Below are 23,283 nucleotides of genomic sequence, written 5' to 3'. Positions count from 1 at the left end.
GACGGCTCCGGTCACTGCACGAAATCTTTGTTCCGGCGCGGCATGGCCTGCTGGCCGCGCTCCTGGATCTGTCGCGCACGCTCCAGGCCATCGAGGTTTTCCTGCGAGCCCGGCGTCACCACGCGCGGAGTAACGAACATCACCAGCTCGGTACGGTTGCCACGGAAGCCATCGGAGCGGAACAGCTTTCCGAGGATCGGGATATCGCCCAGCAGCGGCAGGCGCTTGGCATCCTGCTGCGCGCTGGAGTCGATCAGCCCGGAGATGACGATGGTTTCCCCTGCGTGGACGTTGATTTCCGACTCGGTGCGGCGGGTGGTGAAGCCAGGCACGCCCTGCACGGTCACCGTCGGATCGACGCGGCTGACCTCAGCCAGGATGCGGGTGGAGATGTCCTGGTTGAAGTTGACCAGGGGCTCGATGTCGAGCTTGATGCCGTATTCCTTGTAGTCGACGGTGACCTGGCCGAAGCCCTGCGGAACCGGGATCGGCACTTCGCCGCCGGCCAGGAACTTGGCCTGCCCGCCGCTGCGGGCGCTGAGTTGGGGCGAGGCCAGCAGGAACGCCTTGCCCTTGTTCATCATCAGGTTGATCGCCGAGCCGATCTGCGTGGCGATGCCAAAGAAGGCCTGGGTTCCCTGCAGCTTGTTCGGCAGCAGCACGCCGTTGGCCGGGCTCTGCTCGGGGTTGATGCGGTAGTAGTTGTTGTTGGTGAAATCCTTGACGATGCCCGCCACCGGGCCACGGATGACGTTGTCCCACTGGATGCCGAGTTCTTCCAGCGCATTGGTGTCGAATTCCATGATCTTCACGTCCATCTGCACCATCGGGCGCATGCCCACCGGGTCGGCAGTAGTGAAATTCAACACCGTCGGGTAGATCTTCTGGATCGCATCAATGCGGCTGCCGATGCCCGGGTTGATGTCCTGGCCGGTAATGACCACACGGTCGGCGACCGCATGCACATTGATCTTTTCCACGTCGGCCAGCAGGGTACGGATGGTCTCGGCCAGGCTGACGGCATCGTTCTCGGAGATGTCCACCTGCACCTGCAGCTGCTTGCCGTTCTGCAGCCACAGGTGAACCGTGGTGGAGCCGGGCTTCATGCCCATCATGATCAGGTCGCGCGGGCCGACGTTGGTGACCTCGAGCATCTCGCCACTACCGACGGCCACGCGCTTGAGCCCGCTGGGCAGCGTGTAGACGGCGGCCTGGCCGGCATAGATCCGGGCGCGGGTGGGCAGCGGCACCGCAGGCATGGCCGATGCGCTGGTGCGATAGGCGGGATCGGGAACCGGCGCCGGGAAGGCGCTCTGCCCACCGGGTACCGGTGCATGGTTGGTGTTGGGCTGCGGTTGCGCCTGGACAGCAGGGCGCGGTGCGGCCATGACCGGTACCGGGGTCAGCTGGGTGCCGGTGGTCTGTGCCACGGCCAGCAGTGGCGAGGTGACAACAGCGATGGCCGCAGTGGCGGCGATGAGGCTGCGGATTCCATTATTGCTGCGCATTCGTCGACCCTTTGCCCCCAATGATGAATTGCACGCCAGCACGACCCTGCGTGCCGTTGCCGAGCAGTTCCCTCTGCGTCATGCCACTGAGGCCGAACGCACCACGATCCTCCACCTGGCGAAGCATCACCCGCATCGAACCCGCCTTGGCGGCGACCGTGAGTCGCTGCGCCTGTGCCGGTGTCAGTTCCAGAGTGATGTTCGAATAGCCCTGCTGGTCTTCCGAGGCCGGCGTTTCGCCGACGCGGTTGCCGGTTGCCAGAACGTTGATGTCCTCAAGCAGCGGCAGCACCCGGGCACCGGTCTGTTCCTGCTCGACGGTGAGCAGGATGTCGACGTGATCTCCGGGAGCAATCATGCCGGAGATCGAGTTCGTCTCGTCCACCTGGAGGGTGTAGCCCACGTTGCCCTTGGCGATCACGCGCGAGAACTGGTCGTACAGCGGTACCAGTGCACTGGCACCCAGCGGTGCACCTTCGCGGATCGGCGCGCGCAGCATGCGGCCGCTGTACTCGGACACATTGTCCGGCGTGATCGCATCGGCAGGCGGCAGGTCGGCGGGGACTTCGCGCACTGCAAGGTCGGCAACGGTGACAATGCTGCCCGGCTCCATGTCGGTCTTGGGCACGGCTACCGGCACCATTTCCACCGGCGGAGCGGCACGCTCGTTCACTGCCTTCTGCACGTAGCGCACGGCGACCAGGGCCGCGAACAGGCCGAGCGCGAGGGCGATGATGATGAAGACGACGTTGCGGTTGGCTTTCAGCGGGAGCGCCTTCATACGACTCCCATCGACAGCATGTAGGTGAACCCCTGGTACGCCTTGCGCAGTGAATCGATCAGCTCGAGCACGATGTTCGGCTCGGCGACCAGGACCAGGACACCGACGGAAGCGACCACGGCGTACTCGATCAGTGCGGCCCCGCGCTGGCGGCGTAGGGACGGGGGAATGCGTTTTCTCATGGCGGTGGTCTCAGTGCTGCGACTGGTTGACGACAATCGAGGTTCCCTGCTCGTGCCGGTTGAAGGTCATGGTCATTTCCTGGCTGCCCTTGCTGTAGCGGACAACGCACTGCAGCGCGATCATCGAACACCCCGCAGGGCCGGAACTTCGGCTCCAGCCGTCCGCAGGGAGGCGGCTGGCATAGAAGGCATCGGTCTGGAACGGAGACAGCGTGCTTTCCATGGACAGGCTGCGCCCGGGCGTGTCCAGGTAGGTGATGTCATTGATCACCTGCGTCCCGGACGGTTTCGGGAAATCGGCGCCGGCCGCGGCATCGGGCTTGCGCTTGAGCAGGCGTGTAATGCCGATCTGTGACTGGCTGCCACTGCCCTTGGCCGATACCTCGATGGTCACGTAGTACTCGCCGTGTGCGTGGCCGATCACGGTCTTGCCGCCGACCTCGTTGATCACGGTCTGCCCGGGCCATTCGCGGTTGTAGTAGCTGACGATGGACGACACCGGCAATGCGGACGTGAAGCGCGAGATGCGCATGGGCAGGCCGTTGTAGAGCATGTCCTTGGCCACCCACTCGCTCTGCGCGCCCTCGGGCTCGGGAATGTCCGGCCAGGACGCGGCCAGCGCAGGCCAGGCGAACAGCAGCGCGGCCAGTGCCGCCAGCAGGTCAACGCGACGGCGCATAGGCAGGCAACTTGTCGACAGGCACCACGTCGGGCGCGATGTAACCGGGATCAAGCCTGCTCAGCGTCCCGATCATCGGGATGCCGGAGAGGCCGTCAAACGCCTTGGCGATGCCCGCCATGTGCTGGGATGGCACCAGTGGCTTGACCTGCGCGATCACCGAGCGTGACGAGTTGACCTTGAGCCCGGAACCGGCTGCATTCCAAGGGTCGGCCAGCACCACATGGGTGGCCTGCAGCTTCAGGCCCAGCGAATCGAAGGGTTCCAGATAGGCGGCAGCACTGCCGTTGGCACTTTTCAGATCCTGCACATCCAACCGCAGCTGGGCCTGGGTCAGGCCGTTGCGGTTGGGCGGGAACGAACCGAACATCGAGGTCACGTCGCCGATCTTCTTCATCATGCCGCCTGCCGACGTGCTGGTGTAGGAGACCAGGGCGAGGTCACCGCGCCGCACCAGCGGCTGGTTGGAGAAGGTATTCATCAGGACGTCGCCGACGGCGGCATCGCGTGCGCCGGTCTGCGCCTGGCTGACGATGGGATCGTTGGCACGCCCGAAATAGCGGTCGACGGCAAGATCGCGCTGGCGGCCGCTGGCCGGCAGCTTGTAGTCCGGCGATACGGTGGCTTCCCAGGCGATCGCGCGCGCGGCCTGCTGGGTGGCCTGGCGGGCGTGGATGTACTTGGCCAGGATCGGGATCAGCAGGAAGATCGGCACCAGCACGGCGCAGAGCACGGCGACTTCGGTGAGACTCTGGCCGCGCTGGCGACGCGCGCCGCGGAATGGGCGTTCCCTGTCCATGGCTACCTCAGCAGGTCATCGTTGGGAGGACGGTTCGCGCGGTACCTCGAGGTCGCCGCGTTCAAAGGGTTGGCCCACCGTCATGCGCTGCGTGGTCAGGCGGGTGCCATTGCCGTCGAGGGGTTCCTGCTCCAGGACAATGGCGTAGCGGCTCGGCCGGTAGTCGTTCAGTGCACCGGGGGTAAAGCCCCAGCTGGCACCAGCCGACCACACGCACTGGCTGAACCGTCCGTTCTCGTCCTTCCACACGTTGCACGGCTGGCCAGCGACCCTGCGGTTGCCCGCGCGCTGGAAGCCCGGCGAGGCGCTGCCTTCGTCGGCTTCGGCGGCAAAGCGGGTGAGCCCGTCGCTGTCGGCGGGGGACTGGCTACGCTCTCCCGTTGCCAGATCGACCTGCTCCACGCCGGAGGCGCTCTGGGTCTCCTGCAGGCCGGTAGCCTCCAGCCGGAACTGGCAGCTGGTCGCAGGGCCATCGTTGAGCAGGCGCCACTCGCGGGTACGGAACACTTCCTCTTTGCTGGAAAGCCAGGCTTCGTAACGAACGGTTCCCAGGCGGGCGACATCGGCGTCATCCAGTGCGCGGGTCGGCAATCCTGCCGCCTGGCAGTCGCTCAGTGCCTGCTGGTAGCTGGTGCGCGCCGCGTTGCGTCCATCCACCAGGGTTTCGGCAATCTGGTCAAGATGGATGCCCGGCATGTTCCTGGCAGCGGCGGGCTCGCCGTTGTCCGCCGCGCTGCCACAGCCGCTGATCAGCAGTGTGGCGATCGACAGGTGCAAGCGATTGAAAACAGCAAACGTCATGGCATCAAGGCTCCGGCTGCCGCCAGGGCAGCCTTGGTGGTGGCATCGGTCTTGACCAGTCGTGCCTGCCAGTAAGGGCTGAACAGGTTTCCGGTTTCACGCTTGCGGTCATCGCGGCTGAACATGCGCAGCTGCACCGGGCGGTCGAAGAACACCTGCGCGGAGGAAAGTGCGGCGATCTTGTTGTTGGCCATCCTGTCCGGCAGTTCCATCTGCGAGCCGGCCGGGGCGCCGATGCCGGCGCCGGACGTGGTGCGCGCGCTGGTGCCGGCGGTCTCGGCATAGATGGTGAAGACCGGGCCGACCTTGTCGCGGTCACGATCATTCTCGGCGTAGGGCTGCAGTGCCTGCCCGGCCTTGACGTCGTGATAGTCGCGCAGGCCGTTGTAGCCGGTGAAGAAGGCCTTGCGATGCTGGCCATTGGCGAAGCGCACGTTGGCATCCTGGCTGCGGTCGACAATCCACGCCGCGCCACGATTGCGGCGCACCGCTTCGCCATACGGGCGGTAGCGGCGGCGGTCCCAGTCCGAGTACCAGCCGTTGCCGTTGCCGAAGCCGTTGAGGAAGCGCTGGTTGCGATAGCTTTCCACGGCCTGCGCACCGCCCCAGCCGACCGGAATATCGATATCGGAAAGCGGCCATGGCAGCGGAAGCTCGACGGCCATGGTATCCAGCGCTGCCCATCGGTTGTAGTCGACCATGTCGGTGCCGCCGGACTGCACCAGGAAGCCGAGGAAATCATCGCTGCGGCTCTTGCTGAAGCCATCACGCGACTGCATCACCACATTGCGGAAGCGGTCGGCGCCCTGGCGCTGCGTGGCCGAGCCACCGTTGGCGGTACGGGGAATGCTGTAGCGCTGCAGCAGCCGGTTCTCGGCCGTGGCCAGTTGCGTGCCGAGCACCGCGGTTCCGATGGTGCCCAGTTGTGCCTGCGGTGAGTTCCGCTGCAGCACATCCTTGGCGATGGTGTAGCTGTCCAGCCGCGATACGCCCTCGATGACGAGCTGCACCGAGGCGGCGAACATCATGTTGAGCTTGTCGATGGCGATGATGGCCGCCTGCGCGACAGGCTGGAACGTCTGGCGGGTGACCTTGAGAATGCGTTCGGCGACCTTGAAGGCGGTTGCCAATGCCTTGAACACCACGCCGATGTAGGGAATGGCGGAGAGCACATCCAGCGTGGTGCGGATGACGATGGAGGTGGTGTGCATCTGGTTCAGCCACGAATAGAGGCTGATCGTCTGTGCCACGGCCACTTCGTTGGCAACGCGGGCACGGTTCATGTAGGCCGCGTAGTTCAGTGCGCGTGCCTGCTGGATCGCAACGCTGTAGGCGGCGGCGTCAGCCGCATTGACCAACTCCACCTTCTTGTTCACCACCTGCCCTGTGTTGAACAGCAGGACAATCCCGATGCATAGAACCAGAATGAGTGCCAGCCCGAGAACCATTGCTTGGCCGGCGACCGTTCGGTGGCTGGAAACGCCCCGGGCCGCACGGCTTCGTGCCAAAGCCAATGCGCTGCGCATAACGAATTCCTGGGCCGGAGGCCATGGCTGCCCGTCGCGCGCCGCGTGCGGTGCGCGCAGGGAGATTATGCTGGGAGGGCCCTGGCGGCTTCATGCCGCCAGGGCTGGGGTATTACTTGTTCTTGTACGCGTCCATGCCCTTGGTCTTGTCAGCTTCCTGCTGGGCGCTGTTGGCCTGGTTCTTGGCGCGGTTGATCGACTGCGTCGCGCTCTGGCCGGAAAGTTCCTTCGACATGCCTGCCACCTGGCTGCGAACCGTGCCTCCGAAGAAGGTGACGGCTCCGATCGCGGCGATGGCGATCAGCGCGGTGATGATGATGTACTCGGTCATGCCCTGACCGGCCTGCTTACGGGAAAAACGGATGTGACGACGGCTGCGTTCCATGTATTTCCTCCTTGATGGCAGGAATCCTCCCGGGTGTGCGGGATATTCGGCGTGTCCGCTGGGGGATCCTGATTAATGGCAGGGCGAGGTAAAGACAGGAAGCTCACACCCTGGTTCGTCGAAAATTTGTCGCTTGTTCGAGAACGGGGCCAAGCCTATCGACAGAAAATTGACGATACAAGTCAGGTTTTTCCGATATGCAATGAAATATTTGAAAATGTGATGCACATTGCAGATTAACAATTGTCTGCACATAATCACGTCAAATTTGAGCTAGATGCACCGCTTTTCGTTAAGGAAATTAACACTTAACTGACATATTTGTGTCACGCAGGCGGCTTGTGGTGCCGGAATATTGGCGCGCTACAGAGGGCGCGTGCACGGCCTGCTTCTTGTTCGAACGGGATGAGAGATCCGCGTGTTTTTATCTCGTTGCATCCGCGGCAAAACAAATGACCGTGCGGCGCGGAAAAGAAAAAAGCACATGCAGGGCATGTGCTTTTTCCGGAGTGCTTCAACGCAGTAACGTCGTGGTGATATCAGCGCTTGACCAGTTCCACGCGACGATTGGCGCGGCGCCCTTCTTCGGTTGCGTTGTCGGCGACCGGCTGGCTCTGCCCATAGCCTTTCGCGCTCAGGCGTTCGGCTGCGATTCCACCGCCGACAAGACGCGTGCGCACCGACTCCGCACGCGCCTGCGAGAGCGTCTGGTTGTGCGATTGGCTGCCGCTGTTGTCGGTGTGTCCTTCAACGGAAAGGCGAAGCTGTGGGTCGGCCTTCAACAGCTGGGTGACCTGTGCGATCTGCGGTTCCGAATCGGGCAGGATCTCGGCCGCGTCGGTTGCGAAGTTCACCTGGATGGATACCTTGCCACTGCTGTCCAGTGCCTGTTTCAGCGTGTCCGCTTCAATGACCTTGGCCGTGATCTGCACCGGTTTTGTCTCTGCGACGAGCAGGCCGCCGGAGTTTCCACCCGAGCCCAGGTGAATCCAGATATCGCGATCTTCGCGATGGATGACATAGGTTTCTGCGGGTTCGTTGTAGATGTCGCCGATGCCGCCGACATAGGTGGTCGCCGCCTTGCTGTTGCCGATGTCACGCGATGCATCGGCCGGTATGGTGCCGGAGAAAATGCGCTTGCCCCCCAGGGCTTCGACCAGGCTCTGTACATTGCGGCTGAGCTCCAGCTGCGAATAAGGGTGATCGCTGCTGCTCTGCAGGACCGAAGAATGAACCTTGCCTTCAATCCATTCCACGCGATCGCCGGTCCAGAACGGTACGCGATCGAATTCGCTGTCTACGACGTCCTGGCTGGTGTAGCCCTGCGGCAGTCCGAGATAAGGGAAGCTGCCGATCGTTGCCTGCGATACGGGCAGCTCGGCAACATTGAACGCTGCGGCCTTCTGGCTTCCATCCGTGGCCGCAGCCGCCTGCGGTGATGGTTCGGCTGCGGTGCTGGAAGGTGCGGCCGAGGAAGCGCCACCCTCTGCAGGCGCTTCGCCAGCGCGCTTGCAGGCACCCAGTGCCAGTACCAGGCTGGCGGCCAACAGGCTCGCGCGCACTGCGGACATCGTCGATCCGTGCTTCTGCGTCATGAACGCACCTGCTTCATCAGTTCGTTGCAGACTTCGCTGGTGGGCTTGTACTGGCCCTTCTTCCAGGCATCGGTGATCTTCTTCTGTGTCTGCGCTTCGGCCGTGTCATAGGCCTGGTCGAAGCCTGCTTCGGCGCCGAACACGGTTTTTGCCTGTGCCTTGTGGCTTGCGCGCAGCTTGGCGGCCTGTTCCGGGGTTGCGCCGCACGCCAGGGCATTGCCTGCATGCGTGCCTCCCAGTGCGCCGAACTGCGCCGCACCGCCGCCCTGTGCGACTGCGGTGCCGCTGCCGATCAGCAAGGCGGAGGTGATCACTAGCTTCGTCATGAAATACCGCATGTTGATGTTCCTCATCCGGCCCGATAGCGGGCATCAATCCCCTGTGGCCCGAGCATAGCAACAGGCAGTGAGTGCCAGCGTGTCGTTGCATCGCCACGGCACGGCCAGTGGTCAGGGCGTGGACAGGAAGCGCGGGGTGCCACGACGTGGGGCAGATCCTGTCGTTGGACGGCCATCGAACGTGGAAGCGGGACGGTCGACCAGGCATCCCCGCACGACGGAAACCCATTGATGGATCTGGAGCAACAAGCCCCTCTGTTGAGGGGCTGCCCCGACAGGGGCGGGGAGAGGCCGGCAAGGGGAGGGGCCCGAACGTTGCGCAGCAACGTCTGGGGTGAAGCGCGCGCAGCGCACTTCGCATCTCCCGCCAGCGGCTTCTGCGAGGTACAACCGACCAGGCATCCCCGCACGGCGGAAACCCATTGATGGATCTGGAGCAACAAGCCCCTCTGTTGAGGGGTGCCCCGACAGGGGCGGGGAGAGGCCGGCAAGGGGAGGGGCCCGAACGTTGCGCAGCAACGTTTGGGGCGAAGCGCGCGCAGCGCACTTCGCATCTCCCGCCAGTGGCTTCTGCGAGGTACAGCCGACCAGGCATCCCCGCACGGCGGAAACCCATTGATGGATCTGGAGCAACAAGCCCCTCTGTTGAGGGGCTGCCCCGACAGGGGCGGGGAGAGGCCGGCAAGGGGAGGGGCCCGAACGTTGCGCAGCAACGTTTGGGGCGAAGCGCGCGCAGCGCACTTCGCATCCCCCGCCAGATAACTGAAAAAGGCTGCCCGAAGGCAGCCTTTTTCAGTTATCTGGCGGAGAGAGGGGGATTGTCGGGTGCATCCATGCACCCGATCCCGGTGCGCGCTGCGCCCCGGGACCCGCCTTCGGCGGTCCGGTTCTGCTCCTGCAGAACCGTCGAACCCCGGCAGGGCTTCTCTCGCCCGATGCTCTCCGCCAGCCAAATAAAAAAGCCGCCCAGAGGGCGGCTTCTTCATTTGTCTGGCGGAGAGAGGGGGATTCGAACCCCCGAAGCGCGGTTTAGACGCTTACACACTTTCCAGGCGTGCTCCTTCAACCACTCGGACACCTCTCCGGATCCCTGCCATCGGCAAACGCCTCAGCAGGGGCGCAGATTCTAGCGGGCGGCGCGGCCGGACACAAGCACCCCGATCGACGGCGTATCCATGGCCATGGGTGGCGAGGGGGCTGGACAGGCATGGCACAATGGAACATCCGATGGAAAACGGTGGCCTGATGTCCTATCTCGTCCTTGCCCGCAAGTGGCGTCCGAAGCGTTTCGCCGAGCTGGTGGGCCAGGAACACGTGGTCCGTGCGCTCAGCAACGCGCTGGACAGCGGCCGGGTCCACCACGCGTTCCTGTTCACCGGCACCCGCGGCGTGGGCAAGACCACCATCGCGCGCATCTTCGCCAAGTCGCTGAACTGCGAGCAGGGTACCAGCGCCGACCCGTGCGGCCAGTGCGCGGCCTGCCTGGACATCGACGCCGGCCGCTACATCGACCTGCTGGAAATCGACGCCGCGTCCAACACCGGTGTGGATGACGTGCGCGAGGTGATCGAGAACGCGCAGTACATGCCCTCGCGCGGCAAGTACAAGGTCTACCTGATCGACGAAGTGCACATGCTGTCCAAGGCGGCGTTCAACGCGCTGCTGAAGACGCTGGAAGAACCGCCGGAGCACGTGAAGTTCCTGCTGGCCACCACCGATCCGCAGAAGCTGCCGGTCACCGTGCTCAGCCGCTGCCTGCAGTTCAACCTCAAGCGCCTGGATGAAGACCAGATCCAGGGCCAGATGACCCGCATCCTGGCGGCGGAAGCGATCGAGGCCGATGGCAGCGCCATCGTGCAGCTGGCCAAGGCCGCTGACGGCAGCCTGCGCGATGGCCTGTCACTGCTGGACCAGGCGATCGCCTATGCCGGCGGCGCGCTGCGTGAGGACGTGGTGCGCACCATGCTGGGTACCGTGGACCGCACCCAAGTGGCGGCGATGCTCGATGCGCTGGCCGACGGCGATGGCCCGCGCCTGCTGCAGGTGGTAGCCGCGCTGGCAGAGTTCTCGCCGGACTGGAGTGGTGTGCTGGAAGCGCTGGCCGAAGGGCTGCACCGCATCCAGGTGCAGCAGCTGGTGCCGGGCGCTGCCGCGGCGGAAGGCCTGGATGTCGCCGCATTCGCCGAGCGCCTGCGCCCGGAAGTGGTGCAGCTCTGGTACCAGATGGCCTTGAATGGCCGCCGCGACCTGCCGCTGGCACCCAGCCCGCGCGCGGGCTTTGAAATGGCCGTGCTGCGCATGCTGGCGTTCCGTCCGGCCGCAGCGGTACCGCCGGTGCCGAAGGCCGTCGACGGTGCGTTGGGCGGCACGCCGGGTGGCAACGCTGCCGGTGGTGGCGCCGGTACCGGTAGCCGCGATGCGACGCCGGCCGCTGCTGCCGCTTCGGGCAGCCCGGCGGTAGCGGCGCAGGCCGCCGCGCCGGTGCAGGCCGCGCCGCGCGAACCTGAACCCGAGCCCGAACCGGCCCCGCAACCGGAACCAGATCCGGCGCCGGAGCCCGAGCCGGTGCCGGTGGAAGAGCCCGTGTCGCCGCCGCCGGTGAAGGCTGAGCCACAGGCGCCGGCGCCTGCCGTCACTGCAGAGGCAGGCGACGACCTGCCGCCGTGGGCCACTGACGAAGCCGAGGCGCGTGACGAGGCATTGGCGGCCGAGATGTCCGGCCCGGACGCCGCCATGGCTGCGCCCTGGCACGAACCGCCGGCTCCCGTCGCGGCTCCCAGCGAGCCTGCGCCGCCCGAGCGCCCGTTCCGCGCCGAAGGCATTGCCATTGCGCCGGCCGAACATGCCAAGCCGGCCCCGGCGCATGCCGCCGCGCCGCAGGAAGGTGTCAGCGAGCTGGCCACGGCCGAAGACTGGCTGGACCTGGTCGCCAACAGCGGCCTGAGCGGCCCCTCGCGACAGCTGGCCGCCAACGCCGCCTTCATCAGCTGCCAGCATGGGACCTTGAAACTGGGCCTTTCGCCCGGATTTGAATACCTGCGCTCGGAGCGCGCGCTGGCTGCCCTGGGCGAAATGCTGCAGAAGGCCCTCGGCCAGGCGCCGAAGATCGTGGTCGAGACCGTGGAAACCGAACACGTTCCGGCCGAGACCCTGCATCAGCGGGCCGACCGCCAGCGTGGCGAGCGGCAGCAGGTGGCAGAGGCCGTTTTCATGGACGACCCGGAAGTGCAGGTGCTGATCCAGCAGCACGGTGCCCGGGTTGTTTCCGATTCCATCCGTTCTTTTGACGAGTAAGACACCATGCGCGGAAACATCGCCCAACTGATGCAGCAGGCCCAGAAGATGCAGGAAAACCTGCAGAAGGCCCAGGAAGAAATCGCCAAGATCGAAGTGACCGGCAGTGCCGGCGGCGGCATGGTCAGCGTGACCCTGACCGGTGCCAAGGAATGCCGCAAGGTGCGCATCGACCCGTCGCTGACCAGCGACCCGGAGATGCTGGAAGACCTGATCGCCGCCGCCTTCAACGACGCTTCGAACAAGATCGACGCCGAGTCGAAGTCGAAGATGGGTTCGGCCACCGCCGGCATGCAGCTGCCGCCGGGCATGAAGCTGCCGTTCTGATTGCCAGCGTGGCACCCGTGCAAGCGGGTGCCACAGAATCTGTAGCTGTCGAGCCTGCTCGACGCCATGAAAGCATGCCGCCGTGTCCGCACCCCTGCTTGAACAATTGATCGACGCACTGCGGGTGCTGCCTGGCGTGGGCCAGAAGACCGCACAGCGCATGGCGTACCACCTGCTCGAGCGCGAGCGCGAAGGTGGCCAGCGACTGGCCGAAGCCCTGGCGCTGGCGGTGGAGCGCATCGGCCACTGCGCGCAGTGCCGCGACTTCAGCGAAACCGAGCTGTGCCCGACCTGTGCCAACAGCAGCCGCGAGCGCAGCCAGCTGTGCGTGGTCGAATCGCCGGCCGACCGCCTGGCCATCGAAAACGCCACCGGCTTCCGCGGTGTCTACTTCGTGCTGCAGGGCCGGCTGTCGCCGCTCGATGGCATCGGCCCGCGCGAGCTGGGCCTGGAGCAGCTGGAGCAGCGTCTGGCCGAAGGTGAGGTGCAGGAGCTGATCATCGCCACCAGTGCCACCGTCGAAGGCGAAGCCACCGCGCACTACCTGGCGCAGCTGGCGCGCGCGCGCAAGGTGCAGCCCAGCCGCCTGGCGCAGGGCCTGCCGCTCGGCGGCGAACTCGAATACGTTGACCGCGGCACGCTGTCGCACGCGTTCGGCACGCGCAGCGAATTCCGCGACTGAGCGCTGTCCGGGCAGCGCCCGGCGTGTCCGGCCTACAATGCGGAAGACATCCCGCCGAGGCCGACCATGAGCAACGAAACCCTCTTCAGCAAGATCATCCGTCGCGAGATCCCGGCCACCATCGTCTACGAGGACGACGAGGTGCTGGGCTTCAAGGACATCGCACCGCAGGCGCCGGTGCACGTACTGTTCATTCCGAAGAACGAGATCATCCCGACCCTGGACGACCTGCAGCCGTCGCAGGCGCACCTGATCGGGAAGCTTGCCCTGGCTGCCGCCGAATATGCGCGCCGCGAAGGGTTCGCGCAGGACGGCTACCGCATCGTGATGAACTGCCGCGAGGATGCCGGGCAGACCGTGTTCCACATCCACATGCATCTGCTGGCCGGTGCGCCGCTGGGGCATTTCGGTACGCCGGGGCGCTGAGCGCCCGGCATCCACCATTGCCCGCAGTGGATCCATGCGATGCGTGGATGAAAAAAAGGCCGCCCGAAGGCGGCCTTTTTCGATCACGCATGGCCGGTGGCGATCACCACCAGCCCCAACGGCCGTAACCACCCCAGTACGGGCCATACGGGCCCGGGCCCCACGGGCCATAGGGGTAGGGCACCACATCGACCTGGCGCTGTTCCGGCCACAGGTAGATCACATCGGCCGACAGCTTCGGCAGGCGATAGTCGTACTCCCCGATGCGGGTGTTCTGGTAGCCGTCGATCTTGCCGATGAAGGTCACGTCGCGGCCGGCTTCAAACACGGCCGGGTCGTAGAAGCCGGCGCGGCAGGCAATGAAGCGGCCGTCGCTGGCGTCGGACGAGGTGGTGTTCGGGCGGCCACTGGCGTTGAGGGGGCGCGAGATCATCTGGAAGCAGGTCTCGCCCTGGCCGGGCTTGGTCTCGATGATGCGACCACCCCATCGGACCGGCGTGCCGACCTGCTGGGTGGCGACCGAGTCGCGCGGGGAGACCAGGCTGAACTGTCCCTGCAGCGGCTTGGGGGCCGTGGCGCAGGCCGACAGGGCCAGCGTGGCCACAGCGGTGAGGAGGAACTTGGTGTTCATGGGAAGGCTCCGGAAGTCGGGCGATGCCTGCGCAGGTCCCGCAATAATGAAGCGAGGTCGGTGCAAGTTCCAGCGTAACGCGCGTCGGCGAAACGCTGGCTGAGTGCCAGCAGGGCGGGGTCGGGGCGCACGGCGTGTACCCGTCGTGACCAGTCGCATGCCGTCTCGTGGGGGGCGCGGGCCAGGCCAAGGCGCGCATAGCGCCGCCCCAGCCGGTGCCAGGCGCGCAGCAGCGGGTCGCGCTCGCGCTCGCCGCGGGCCAGCAGCCAGGCCATCCATGCCAATGCCAGCAGTGCGGCGACCACGAAGCCGGCCACCAGCTGCGCCGGCCCGAGATCATCCAGCCCGAACGGCCTGAGCAGCTGCTGCTGACGGCGTGCGTCGAAGGAAAGCACCAGGTCGTTCCAGCCACGGCGCAGCCAGTCACCCATCTGCCCCAGCTGCAGCCAGCGCTGCTGCAGCGGGGTGTCCGTGCCGGCCTGCAAGCGGTCGTCCAGCGTGTCCAGGATGCGTTCCGGTGCCACGGCCGCAGTCGGGTCCACCCGGACCCAGCCGCGCTGGGGCAGCCAGACTTCGGCCCAGGCGTGGGCGTCCATGCGCCGCACTACCCAGTAGTCCCCGATGCGGTTGCGGGTGCCACCTGCGAAGCCGGTCACCACCCGGGCCGGAATGCCGGCGTTGCGCATCAGCACCACGAAGGCCGAGCTGAAGTGCTGGCAGAAGCCGGCCTTGTAGTTGAACAGGAAATCGTCGACCGGATCGCGCCCGGCCACCGGGGTATCGAGCGTGTAGGAGAAGTCGCGGGTGATCCACTGCAGCGCTCGGCGGACGATGGCTTCGTCATCGTTGCCGGCCTCCTGCCGCCATTGCCGTGCCAGCTGGGCGGTGCGCGGATTGAAGCCGGGGGGAAGCTGCAGCGCGGCACGGCGCAGGTAGGGCGACAGATCGGTGTCGAACCGTTGCGGAGGCGCCGAATGCAACCGCCAGCGGCTGAGCGCGGACAGCGTGCGGTCGCTGCGCAGGCTCATGTCCGCATCGAAACTGCTGCCTTCCGGTGCGCGGCTGGGCAGGTCCAGGGCCACCAGCAGGCGACGGTCGGTGGGTTCGTAGTCGATCTGGTAGTCCCATCCCTGTGCGGTGGCTTCGACCACGGGGGCGGGGCGCCGGGCCGTCGCGCGATCGCGGCTCCAGCGGTGGCCATCGAAGGAAGTCAGCACCGGGCCGCGCCAATAGCGCTGCGTGGGCTCGGGCACGGCGCCGAAGAACTGCACGCGCAGCGCCGGGGTGTCGTCGGCCATCAGGTCCAGCCATTGGTCCGGCGCCATGCTGTCAGCCAGGCCGGGCGTACCCACCGCTCGTTCGGGTACGCCCCACAACGGCGTGGACAAGCGCGGGAACAGCCAGAAGCAGGCCAGTGCCAGCGGCAGGCCGATGCCAAGCAGGCGGCCGACGCCGCGCAGTTGACCGTGCAGTGGCAGGCGTGGGCTGCGGCCCTCGTCCTGGGCCAGGCGTTGCAGGGCCAGCAGTGCGGCAACCGCGGCCAGCGCAGCCAGTCCCGTGGTCAGCGGGCCCTGGTCGAGCAGGAAGGCCGCGAACGGCGAGAACAGCGCGAAACCGAGCAGGCTGCGCGCATCACGCAGGTTGCGCAGTTCGCTGGATTTGATGGCCAGCATCGCCGCCAGCAGCGCACAGCCGGTATCACGCCCCGGCCGCACCATGCCCATCTGCCAGACGATGGTGGCGAGCATGGCCAGCACCAGCAGCAGGCGCACCGGCATCGGCAGCACCCGCCGCCAGGAAAGCGCAGCGGTCAGCACGGCGGTGATCGCGATCACGACGGCCAGCACCGGCGGCAGCTGCAGCAGCAGTGGCAGCAGCGCCAGCGCTGCGCTGGCCAGGGTCCAGCTGCGGGCGTTGCGATCGAGCAGGACGGCAGGCTCAGTCATGGGGCATCAGCGCCAGTGCGCGCAGGCACAGGTGGTGGTGGCTGGCGCCCTGGCCGGGCCCGAACGGGGGATGGGCTGGAAGCAGCAGCGTGTAGCGCCGGCCTTCGCGCTCGGCCATGTCGACCCAGCGTGCCAACCGCGCGATGCGTGCTTCATGGCCCAGCGGCGCCAGCGTGCGCCAGTCCAGCACCACTTCGATGCCGATCGGCTTCTCGTATTCGCGTACCAGCAGGCTGTCGCGGCGCGCCGAGTGTTTCCAGGCAATGCTGCGCGGGGCGTCGCCGGCACGATAGGGTCGCAGCTGGTGCAGCTCTTCGCCACTGGCATGGGCGCGGGTGTGCAGTGGATCGCTGCCACTTTCCGGAAGGGGTGGTGCCAGTACCTCGGCCAGTGGATAGACCAGCAGCGGCTGCTCCGGCCACACCCACGACCATGCCCGCACCAGCCCCAGCGGCTGCGTGCTGGACAGGCGGATGCGCGGCAGTTCCAGCCAGCCGCGGCGCTCGCTGGGGACATCCAGCTCCACTTCGCCGCGACCGTGTGCAGGCAGTGCGACCCACGCCTCGCTTGCGCCCAGCTGCAGGTGCAGCCCGTGGCGCGCGCGCGGGTCGCGCAACGACAGGTCCACGCGCAGGCGCAGGGGGTGCCCGGCCGGAACCGGCTCGGCGGAGATTGCATCGATCTGTATGCCGGACAGCTGCAGGTGCGCGGCAATGGCGCTGGCGATCGCTGCTGCGGCCAGCAACAGGGCCAGCAGCAGGGCCGGGTTGTTGTTGTAGTTCAATGCGCCCAGCAGCATCGCCGACAGCAGGGTGGCGACGAACAGGCCGAAGCGCGTCGGTAGTACATAGATGCGATGGCGATCCAGTCGCTGCGGCAGGGCTTCGGGCCTGCGTGGGCGTGCCAGCAGCTGCATGCGTGCCCAGCGTGTGGCCACCTTCAGTCCACCGCGACGGTCTGCAGGATCGCCCGCGCCAGTGCCGGCCCGGAGCTGGATTCGGCCTCCGCCACCAGGCGATGGCCGGCCACTGCCACGAACAGGGTCTGCACGTCTTCGGGCACCACATGCCCGCGGCCGAGCAGCAGTGCATGCGCCCTGGCGGCACGCAGCAGGGCCAGCCCGGCGCGCGGTGACAGGCCCACGCGTACGCCGGCATGCTGGCGGCTGCGGGTCAACAGTGCCTGCACGTAGTCGATCAGCGCGTCGCTGGCGTGTACCTGGCCAACGGCTTCACGCAGCGCACGCACCTGGGTGTCATCCAGCTTCGGCACCGCGCGGGCGATCAGGTCGCGGCGATCGCTGCCACGCAGCAGCTCGCGCTCGGCCTGCGCGCTCGGGTAGCCCATCGCCAGCCGCAGCAGGAAACGATCGAGCTGCGAATCCGGCAACGGGAAGGTGCCGGACAGGTCGACCGGGTTCTGCGTGGCGATCACGAAGAATGGATCGGGCAGTGGATGCGTCTGTCCATCCAGGGTGACCTGCTGCTCGGCCATTGCCTCCAGCAACGCACTCTGCGTGCGCGGCGGTGCGCGGTTGATCTCATCGGCCAGCAGCACGTGGGTGAACACCGGGCCGGGGTGGAACTGGAACTGGCGGCTGCCGGCCTCGTACACCGATACGCCCAGTACGTCCGCCGGCAACAGGTCGGAAGTGAACTGCACGCGCTGGAAGCTGAGGCCGAGGCTGCTGGCCAATGCATGCGCCAGCGTGGTCTTGCCCAGCCCAGGCAGATCTTCGATGAGCAGGTGGCCGCCGGAAAGCAGGGCGACAAAGGCCAGCCTGACTTCCGGCACCTTGCCCAGTACCAGTGCGTTCACCTGATCCTGTGCCTCCCGCAGGGCCTGGCGCAGTTGATCGGTTAGCATGCTGGGATTGGGGGACGAGGCTGGCATGATCGTCTCAGGTCTGGAATCCACTCGATTATCCATAGAGCAATGCAAGGCGAACAGCGCGCGCGGGCAATATTTCTCTGGTTATGGACGCTGATCACAGCGGCCAAGCTGGTGGTGGCTGCACGCCTGCCGCTGTTCGTCGATGAGGCGTTCTATTGGCAGGAAGGCCAGCACCTGGCTGCTGCCTATTCCGACCTGCCGGGGTTGACAGCATGGCTTGCACGCCTGGGCGTGGAAATCGGTGGCCATCACGTGCTCGCATTGCGCCTGCCGTTCCTGGCCATCGGTGCGTTGCTGCCGTTGCTGGTGGTGCGCATCGCCACGCGCTGGTTTGGCAACGTCGCAGGGTGGCAGGCGGGCAGCCTGACCCTGCTGATGCCGCTGTCGGCCACGCTGGGCCTGCTGGCCGTGCCGGATGTGCCGATGGCGCTTGCGGCGGTGATCTGCCTGCACGCCGGTGCGCGCCTGCTGCACAACGTGGATGCGTCGTCGGCGATGAAGCTGGCGCTGGGCCTGCTGATCGGTGCGCTCAGCCACTACCGTTTCATTGGCGTCATCGGTGTCGGCTTCATTGCGCTGCTGGCGCTGCCGCAGGGCCGCCGCATGCTGGCCGACCCGCGCGTATGGGTGGCGCTGGCGGTGGGTGTACTGGCCTGGCTGCCGTTGCTGGCGTGGAATGCGGACAACCATGATGCCGGCCTGAAGTTCCAGGTGGTCGAGCGCCACCCGTGGACGTTCGAGTGGGAAGGGCTGTGGTTCCTGGTGATCCAGCCGATGCTGGTGACGCCGATCCTGTGCATCGCGATGTGGAAGGTCGCCCTGGCGGGTACCCGCAGCGGTGGTGGTGTGCGGGTGCAATGGCGCTATTTCGGCCTGGTGGGCGGGGTGTCGACGCTGGGCATCTTCCTGCTGGGCTTCTTCACCGATGTCGAGCGGATCAGTTTCCATTGGCCGTTGCCGGGCTACCTGGCGCTGCTGGTGGCCGTGCCGGTGGTCCTCAACGGCTGGCCACGCTGGCTGCGCCGCACCGGCTGGTGGCTGGCAGCTGCAGGCACCGTACTGGCTTTCGGCTACTACCTGATGGCGTCCACGCCGGCGCTGCGCGAGCAGATGGCCGGCAGCAAGTACTACCCGCGCAACTTTGCCGGCTGGCAGCCGCTGGCCGTGGCGGTGCGCGACGAACTGCGGCAGATGCCGCCGGGCACGCGTGTGCTGGCGGGCAACTTCAAGGTCGGTGCCGAACTGGGCTTCCAGCTGGGCAACGGTGATATCGAGGTGCTGCCGCACCCGCTCAACGACAAGCATGGGCGGACCGCACAGCTGGCACAGTGGGGCCTGCTGCACGAAGGCCCGCGCAGTGCGCCGATGCTGCTGGTGCTGTCACCCAGCGACCAGCGCTACCGCGATCTGCTGGCGCGCTATCACGCGATCTGCGAGCAGGTGGGGCCGTTGCCGGCGCCGCGCGTGGTCAGCAGCGATCATGGTTTCCAGCGCTTCCTGCTGTTCCGGCTGCCGGTGCAGCGCGCGCAGGGGCCCTGCGTGACGCCGGCAATGGCCTGGCTGGATGCACCGTCCAACGGTGAGAAGGTCTCCGGAACGCTCGCCATCAAGGGCTGGGCATTCAAGGATGGGGTGGGGTTGGCGCGCATCGAAGTGCTGGTCGATGGCCATTCGATTGGCGATGCGCGCTACGGGCGCATGTTCGACATCCGCCACACCTGGCCGGACAGCACCGATCCGCAACATCCGGCGGTGGGCTTCGACGCATCGCTGGATACCACCACGCTGGCGCCGGGGCGGCATTGGCTTGGCCTGCGCCTGCACGGCCGCGACGGCAGCGTGGAGGCGTGGCAGGAGCAGCCGTTCGAAGTTCGTTGAGGTCCCCTGGTCCTGTAGAGCCGAGCCGATGCTCGGCTGCTTCTGCTACAGATGGCGGGCAGCCTAAAAAAAAGACGGCCGAGCAAGGGCTCGGCTCTACCGTTCACGGCACCGCGAATCCAGCCCTGCGCAGCAGGCCGCACACCGCGATCAGTGGCAGGCCGACCAGCGCGGTCGGGTCGCGGTTGTCGATTGCCTCGAACAGGCTGATGCCCAGGCCCTCGCACTTGAAGCTGCCGGCGCAGTCCAGCGGCTGCTCGGCGGCGACGTAGCGGATGATTTCCTGCGGGTCCAGCACGCGGAAGCGTACTTCGGTCAGATCCAGGGTGGCGAGGGATTCTCCATCCCGCCTGAGACTGATTGCCGTGTGAAAGCGCACCGTCTGTCCGGACATTGCCGCCAGCTGCGCACAGGCCGCCTCCGCCGTGCCCGGCTTGCCCAGCGGCTGGCCGTTCAGGTCGGCCACCTGGTCCGAGCCGATCACCCAGGCGCCCGGATGGCGGGCGGCCACGTCGGCGGCCTTGACGGCGGCCAGGCGCGTGGCCAGGGCCAGCGGGGTCTCGGCGCCCAGAGGGGTTTCATCCACGTCCGGGCGTGCGCAGTCGAAGGGCAGGCCCAGCCGTTCCAGCAGTTCGCGACGGTAGCGGGAGGTGGAGGCCAGGACCAGTGACATGTGACAATACCGGGGCAGGGCGCGGCAGTCTGGCCCCTCCACGGCGCCAGCGGCAAGTGCTGCAGGGCGGGCATTTGACAGCGGGCGGTGCGATCCTTAGTATTCAGCGGCTTATGTCCGCGAACGTGCCCGAAACGCTGGATGCCTGGCGGATGGTTGTAGCGCGAAGGCGCTTCGACGGTCAGGTCTCCCTGGCTGAATTGACCCGCCTGCAGGGGTTGGTCGCAGATACCGACGGCGAGTGTGTCTACTCGCTTGAATTCGGTCGCGACGACGTCTTGCGGGTATCCTATGTGGAACTGACCATCGACACCGCGCTGCCGCTGACCTGTCAGCGCAGCATGCAGCGATTCCTGTTGCCGGTGAAGGTGACCCAGAGGCTTGGCCTGATCCGCGACGAGGACGAGGAATCGTCCCTGCCGGAGGAGTACGAGGCGTTGCTGGTGCCGGAAGACGGCCAGCTGCGTCCGCTGGATCTGGTCGAGGACGAATTGGTGCTGGCGGTGCCCGTGGTGCCGCTGTCGCCCGACGGTGAAGCAGTCGACAAGGACTGGGCACCGAGCGAAGAAGAAACGAAGAAGGCCAACCCGTTTGCGGCGTTGGCAGCACTGAAGAAACAATAGCAGCCGGATTGTCGTCGGCGGCTGCGGCGAAAGCGAAAGTGTGCTGGGCGCTGGCGTCCTGCGCGACGATACGACGAAGCAAATCGAACCGAGTTTGGAGCAATCCCATGGCTGTGCAGAAATCCCGTGTCACCCCGTCCCGCCGCGGCATGCGTCGTGCCCACGACGCCCTGAGCGCCAAGCAGCTGTCGACCGACCCGACCACCGGCGAAGTGCACCTGCGTCACCACATCACTGCCGACGGTTTCTACCGCGGCAAGAAGGTCATCCAGACCAAGACCTCGGCTGTCGAAGAAGATTGATGTGCCGGGAAGGCCGCTGCCTCCGGGCAGCGGCCTTTGCCTTCTTTCCCGGGCGTGCCGGTGATCGGCGGCCCGCGCAACAGGAAACATGATGAGCAAGCGGATCTATTCGAGGATCGCGGGCACCGGTAGCTATTTGCCGGAAAAAGTCCTGACCAACGCCGACCTGGAAAAAATGGTCGAAACCTCGGATGAGTGGATCCAGTCGCGCACCGGTATTCGTGAACGGCACATCGCGGCCGAAGGCGAAACCACCAGCGACCTTGGCTACAACGCCGCCCTGCGCGCGCTTGAAGCCGCAGGCATCGATGCCTCGCAGCTCGACATGATCGTGGTCGGCACGACCACCCCTGATCTCATTTTCCCGTCCACCGCGTGCCTGATCCAGGCCAAGCTCGGTGTGGCCGGGTGCCCCGCCTTCGACGTCAACGCAGCCTGTTCCGGCTTCGTGTTCGCGCTGGGCGTGGCCGACAAGTTCATCCGCTCCGGCGACTGCAAGCACGTGCTGGTGATCGGCACCGAAACGCTGACCCGCATGGTCGACTGGAACGATCGCACCACCTGCGTGCTGTTCGGCGATGGCGCCGGCGCCGTCGTGCTCAAGGCCGACGAAGACACTGGCATCCTCAGCACCCACCTGCATGCCGATGGCAGCAAGAAGGAACTGCTGTGGAACCCGGTCGGCGTTTCGACCGGCTTCAAGGACGGCGCCAACGGTGGCGGCACCATCAACATGAAGGGCAACGACGTGTTCAAGTACGCCGTCAAGGCGCTGGACTCGGTCGTGGACGAGACCCTGGCCGCCAACGGCCTGGACAAGTCCGACCTGGACTGGCTGATCCCGCACCAGGCCAACCTGCGCATCATCGAAGCCACCGCCAAGCGGCTGGAGATGTCGATGGACCAGGTCGTGGTGACCGTCGACAAGCACGGCAACACCTCCTCCGGCTCGGTGCCGCTGGCGCTGGATGCCGCGGTGCGTTCGGGCAAGGTCGAGCGTGGCCAGTTGCTGCTGCTGGAGGCCTTCGGCGGCGGCTTCACCTGGGGTTCGGCCCTGCTGCGCTATTGATAGTGCAAGTTACGACAATGTGAAGTCTTGTCGTTACGGCCCCTTCGGGGCCGTAACGCGTTTAAGGAGGACCTGTCATGGTTGAGCCCATCGTCATCGAAGGGCAACGTGCCTGGCTGAAGCAGTACGGCAAGGGAAGCCGGGCAATGGCCCTGGGCCTGCTCAATTTTGTTGCGCGCCGTTTCCATCTGGATGCGCTGCGCCCGCCGCCGCACCGCGGTGGCGACGCCGCACGCGAAACCGAGGCCCGCCGCCTCGCGGAACTGCAGGCGCAGGGTGTGAACGTGCCGGACGTACTGGGCACCGGCCATGCCGCGCTGGTGATCGGCGACAACGGCAGCTCGTTCAATACCTGCCTGCGCGAAGCCGACGAAGCCGGTCGCGATCGGCTGGTGATGGCGGCGATGCTGGCCATTGCTGAAGCTCATGCCCGCGGCGCCTATTTCGGCCAGCCGTTGCCGCGCAACCTCACATGGGATGGCGAGAAGGTCGGCTTCATCGATTTCGAGGAAGATCCGCTGGAAGTGATGGATCTGTCCGAAGCGCAGGCCCGCGACTGGCTGATGTTCGGTTACGGCGTGGCCAAGTACTACGCCGACCGCCCCGGGCACCTGCAGGCGATGATGGCCGAGGCGATGGGTGACGTTCAGGCGCCGGTGCGCGAGCACGTGCATGCGGTCAGCGGCCGCCTGCGCAGCCTGGCCCGGGTCTGCATGAAGCTGGGCCGTTCGGCGCGCGCGCTGGCCCATTCCATCTTCATCGCCCACGGCGCCAGCACCGCCGGCGTGTTGATGCTGGTGGGCCTGTGCGTGGATTTCCTCGCCGACGGCGACCTGGACGTCCTGCAGCTGTTCTGCTGAGGCTGATAGGGGTCAGATCCCTTTTCCGCAGGAAAAGGGATCTGACCCCGTTGCGCTTGCCCGGCCGCGCTCCATACGCCTGCAT

24 protein-coding genes and 1 tRNA gene are annotated in these 23,283 nt (G+C 66.3%); 9 read left to right on the top strand and 16 right to left on the bottom strand.

Annotation, left to right across the window (positions count from 1 at the left end; all coding sequences use genetic code 11):
• Nucleotides 1-11: 11 nt before the first annotated feature.
• The 11 genes from E5790_RS05145 to E5790_RS05095 all read right to left on the bottom strand — a co-directional run bounded on the left by E5790_RS05145 (nucleotide 12) and on the right by E5790_RS05095 (nucleotide 9,678).
• A complete protein-coding gene (locus E5790_RS05145; RefSeq protein ID WP_014646170.1) occupies nucleotides 12-1,508 on the bottom strand; it encodes a pilus assembly protein N-terminal domain-containing protein in 1,497 nt (498 codons plus the stop codon).
• Nucleotides 1,495-2,289, bottom strand: a complete 795-nt coding sequence (cpaB, locus tag E5790_RS05140; protein ID WP_014036170.1) for a Flp pilus assembly protein CpaB — start codon at nucleotides 2,287-2,289, stop codon at nucleotides 1,495-1,497. Before cpaB ends, E5790_RS05145 begins: the two co-directional genes overlap by 14 nt.
• A complete protein-coding gene (locus E5790_RS05135; RefSeq protein WP_014646171.1) occupies nucleotides 2,286-2,471 on the bottom strand; it encodes a hypothetical protein in 186 nt (61 codons plus the stop codon). The genes cpaB and E5790_RS05135 overlap by 4 nt, the downstream gene beginning before the upstream one ends.
• Nucleotides 2,472-2,481: 10 nt before the next feature.
• Entirely contained in the window at nucleotides 2,482-3,150 is a 669-nt protein-coding gene (locus E5790_RS05130; protein WP_014646172.1) for a hypothetical protein, read from the bottom strand.
• Nucleotides 3,134-3,949, bottom strand: a complete 816-nt coding sequence (locus E5790_RS05125) for a hypothetical protein (RefSeq protein ID WP_014036173.1) — start codon at nucleotides 3,947-3,949, stop codon at nucleotides 3,134-3,136. Before E5790_RS05125 ends, E5790_RS05130 begins: the two co-directional genes overlap by 17 nt.
• A 15-nt stretch (nucleotides 3,950-3,964) precedes the next feature.
• Nucleotides 3,965-4,750, bottom strand: coding sequence for a hypothetical protein (locus tag E5790_RS05120; protein ID WP_014646173.1), 786 nt, complete (start codon nucleotides 4,748-4,750; stop codon nucleotides 3,965-3,967).
• Complete coding sequence (locus E5790_RS05115) at nucleotides 4,747-6,126, bottom strand: hypothetical protein (RefSeq protein WP_229653740.1); 1,380 nt, start codon at nucleotides 6,124-6,126, stop codon at nucleotides 4,747-4,749. The genes E5790_RS05120 and E5790_RS05115 overlap by 4 nt, the downstream gene beginning before the upstream one ends.
• Before the next feature lie 262 nt (nucleotides 6,127-6,388).
• On the bottom strand, nucleotides 6,389-6,661 hold the full coding sequence (locus E5790_RS05110) for a hypothetical protein (RefSeq protein ID WP_014036176.1): 273 nt from the start codon (nucleotides 6,659-6,661) through the stop codon (nucleotides 6,389-6,391).
• Between the two features lie 539 nt (nucleotides 6,662-7,200).
• Nucleotides 7,201-8,232 carry an OmpA family protein gene (locus E5790_RS05105; RefSeq protein WP_032958215.1) on the bottom strand — a complete coding sequence of 344 codons (1,032 nt, stop codon included), beginning with the start codon at nucleotides 8,230-8,232 and terminating at the stop codon, nucleotides 7,201-7,203.
• Between the two features lie 20 nt (nucleotides 8,233-8,252).
• Complete coding sequence (locus E5790_RS05100; RefSeq protein ID WP_126411778.1) at nucleotides 8,253-8,582, bottom strand: hypothetical protein; 330 nt, start codon at nucleotides 8,580-8,582, stop codon at nucleotides 8,253-8,255.
• Nucleotides 8,583-9,585: 1,003 nt separating this feature from the next.
• Nucleotides 9,586-9,678: transfer RNA gene (locus E5790_RS05095), tRNA-Ser, on the bottom strand.
• A gap of 143 nt (nucleotides 9,679-9,821) precedes the next feature.
• Here E5790_RS05095 and dnaX point away from each other — a divergent pair.
• The 4 genes from dnaX to E5790_RS05075 all read left to right on the top strand — a co-directional run bounded on the left by dnaX (nucleotide 9,822) and on the right by E5790_RS05075 (nucleotide 13,323).
• Nucleotides 9,822-11,888, top strand: coding sequence for a DNA polymerase III subunit gamma/tau (dnaX, locus tag E5790_RS05090; protein WP_111205518.1), 2,067 nt, complete (start codon nucleotides 9,822-9,824; stop codon nucleotides 11,886-11,888).
• A 6-nt stretch (nucleotides 11,889-11,894) separates the two neighbouring features.
• Nucleotides 11,895-12,215 carry a YbaB/EbfC family nucleoid-associated protein gene (locus E5790_RS05085; protein ID WP_005408298.1) on the top strand — a complete coding sequence of 107 codons (321 nt, stop codon included), beginning with the start codon at nucleotides 11,895-11,897 and terminating at the stop codon, nucleotides 12,213-12,215.
• Between the two features lie 82 nt (nucleotides 12,216-12,297).
• Nucleotides 12,298-12,897 carry a recombination mediator RecR gene (gene recR / locus E5790_RS05080; RefSeq protein WP_049441038.1) on the top strand — a complete coding sequence of 200 codons (600 nt, stop codon included), beginning with the start codon at nucleotides 12,298-12,300 and terminating at the stop codon, nucleotides 12,895-12,897.
• Nucleotides 12,898-12,963: 66 nt separating this feature from the next.
• Entirely contained in the window at nucleotides 12,964-13,323 is a 360-nt protein-coding gene (locus tag E5790_RS05075) for a histidine triad nucleotide-binding protein (protein ID WP_014646179.1), read from the top strand.
• A 103-nt stretch (nucleotides 13,324-13,426) separates the two neighbouring features.
• Here E5790_RS05075 and E5790_RS05070 read toward each other — a convergent pair whose 3' ends face one another.
• The 4 genes from E5790_RS05070 to E5790_RS05055 are packed head-to-tail and all read right to left on the bottom strand — an operon-like array spanning nucleotide 13,427 to nucleotide 17,793.
• Nucleotides 13,427-13,954 (bottom strand): Slp family lipoprotein, encoded by a 528-nt coding sequence (locus E5790_RS05070; RefSeq protein WP_014036182.1) that lies wholly within the window; start codon nucleotides 13,952-13,954, stop codon nucleotides 13,427-13,429.
• The gene (locus tag E5790_RS05065) at nucleotides 13,951-15,900 is read right to left on the bottom strand and encodes a DUF3488 and transglutaminase-like domain-containing protein (protein WP_049441036.1); all 1,950 of its coding nucleotides are present in this window, start codon (nucleotides 15,898-15,900) and stop codon (nucleotides 13,951-13,953) included. Before E5790_RS05065 ends, E5790_RS05070 begins: the two co-directional genes overlap by 4 nt.
• Nucleotides 15,893-16,816, bottom strand: coding sequence for a DUF58 domain-containing protein (locus E5790_RS05060; protein WP_014646181.1), 924 nt, complete (start codon nucleotides 16,814-16,816; stop codon nucleotides 15,893-15,895). The genes E5790_RS05065 and E5790_RS05060 overlap by 8 nt, the downstream gene beginning before the upstream one ends.
• Before the next feature lie 23 nt (nucleotides 16,817-16,839).
• A complete protein-coding gene (locus E5790_RS05055) occupies nucleotides 16,840-17,793 on the bottom strand; it encodes an AAA family ATPase (protein WP_053496073.1) in 954 nt (317 codons plus the stop codon).
• 42 nt (nucleotides 17,794-17,835) lie between these two features.
• Between E5790_RS05055 and E5790_RS05050 the strand changes: the two genes are divergently transcribed.
• Nucleotides 17,836-19,671: a glycosyltransferase family 39 protein gene (locus tag E5790_RS05050; RefSeq protein ID WP_049441029.1), complete on the top strand. Its 1,836-nt coding sequence runs from the start codon at nucleotides 17,836-17,838 to the stop codon at nucleotides 19,669-19,671.
• 103 nt (nucleotides 19,672-19,774) lie between these two features.
• Here E5790_RS05050 and E5790_RS05045 read toward each other — a convergent pair whose 3' ends face one another.
• A complete protein-coding gene (locus tag E5790_RS05045) occupies nucleotides 19,775-20,344 on the bottom strand; it encodes a Maf family nucleotide pyrophosphatase (RefSeq protein WP_111205519.1) in 570 nt (189 codons plus the stop codon).
• Nucleotides 20,345-20,457: 113 nt separating this feature from the next.
• On the opposite strand from E5790_RS05045, the gene E5790_RS05040 reads away from it, so the two are divergent.
• From E5790_RS05040 to E5790_RS05025, 4 genes are all read left to right on the top strand, one after another.
• Nucleotides 20,458-20,967, top strand: a complete 510-nt coding sequence (locus tag E5790_RS05040) for a YceD family protein (protein ID WP_049404889.1) — start codon at nucleotides 20,458-20,460, stop codon at nucleotides 20,965-20,967.
• A gap of 107 nt (nucleotides 20,968-21,074) precedes the next feature.
• Nucleotides 21,075-21,269: a 50S ribosomal protein L32 gene (gene rpmF, locus E5790_RS05035; protein ID WP_004154640.1), complete on the top strand. Its 195-nt coding sequence runs from the start codon at nucleotides 21,075-21,077 to the stop codon at nucleotides 21,267-21,269.
• 91 nt (nucleotides 21,270-21,360) lie between these two features.
• Nucleotides 21,361-22,338: a beta-ketoacyl-ACP synthase III gene (locus E5790_RS05030; RefSeq protein WP_014646186.1), complete on the top strand. Its 978-nt coding sequence runs from the start codon at nucleotides 21,361-21,363 to the stop codon at nucleotides 22,336-22,338.
• A gap of 77 nt (nucleotides 22,339-22,415) precedes the next feature.
• Entirely contained in the window at nucleotides 22,416-23,198 is a 783-nt protein-coding gene (locus E5790_RS05025) for a serine/threonine protein kinase (RefSeq protein WP_014646187.1), read from the top strand.
• The last annotated feature ends 85 nt before the right edge of the window (nucleotides 23,199-23,283 follow it).

Origin of the sequence: Stenotrophomonas sp. PAMC25021, from assembly GCF_004795795.1 — a bacterium.
GTDB lineage: Bacteria > Pseudomonadota > Gammaproteobacteria > Xanthomonadales > Xanthomonadaceae > Stenotrophomonas > Stenotrophomonas muris.
The sequence above is the reverse complement of the archived record's forward strand: the minus strand, read 5'-3'. Positions and strand labels throughout refer to the sequence as shown.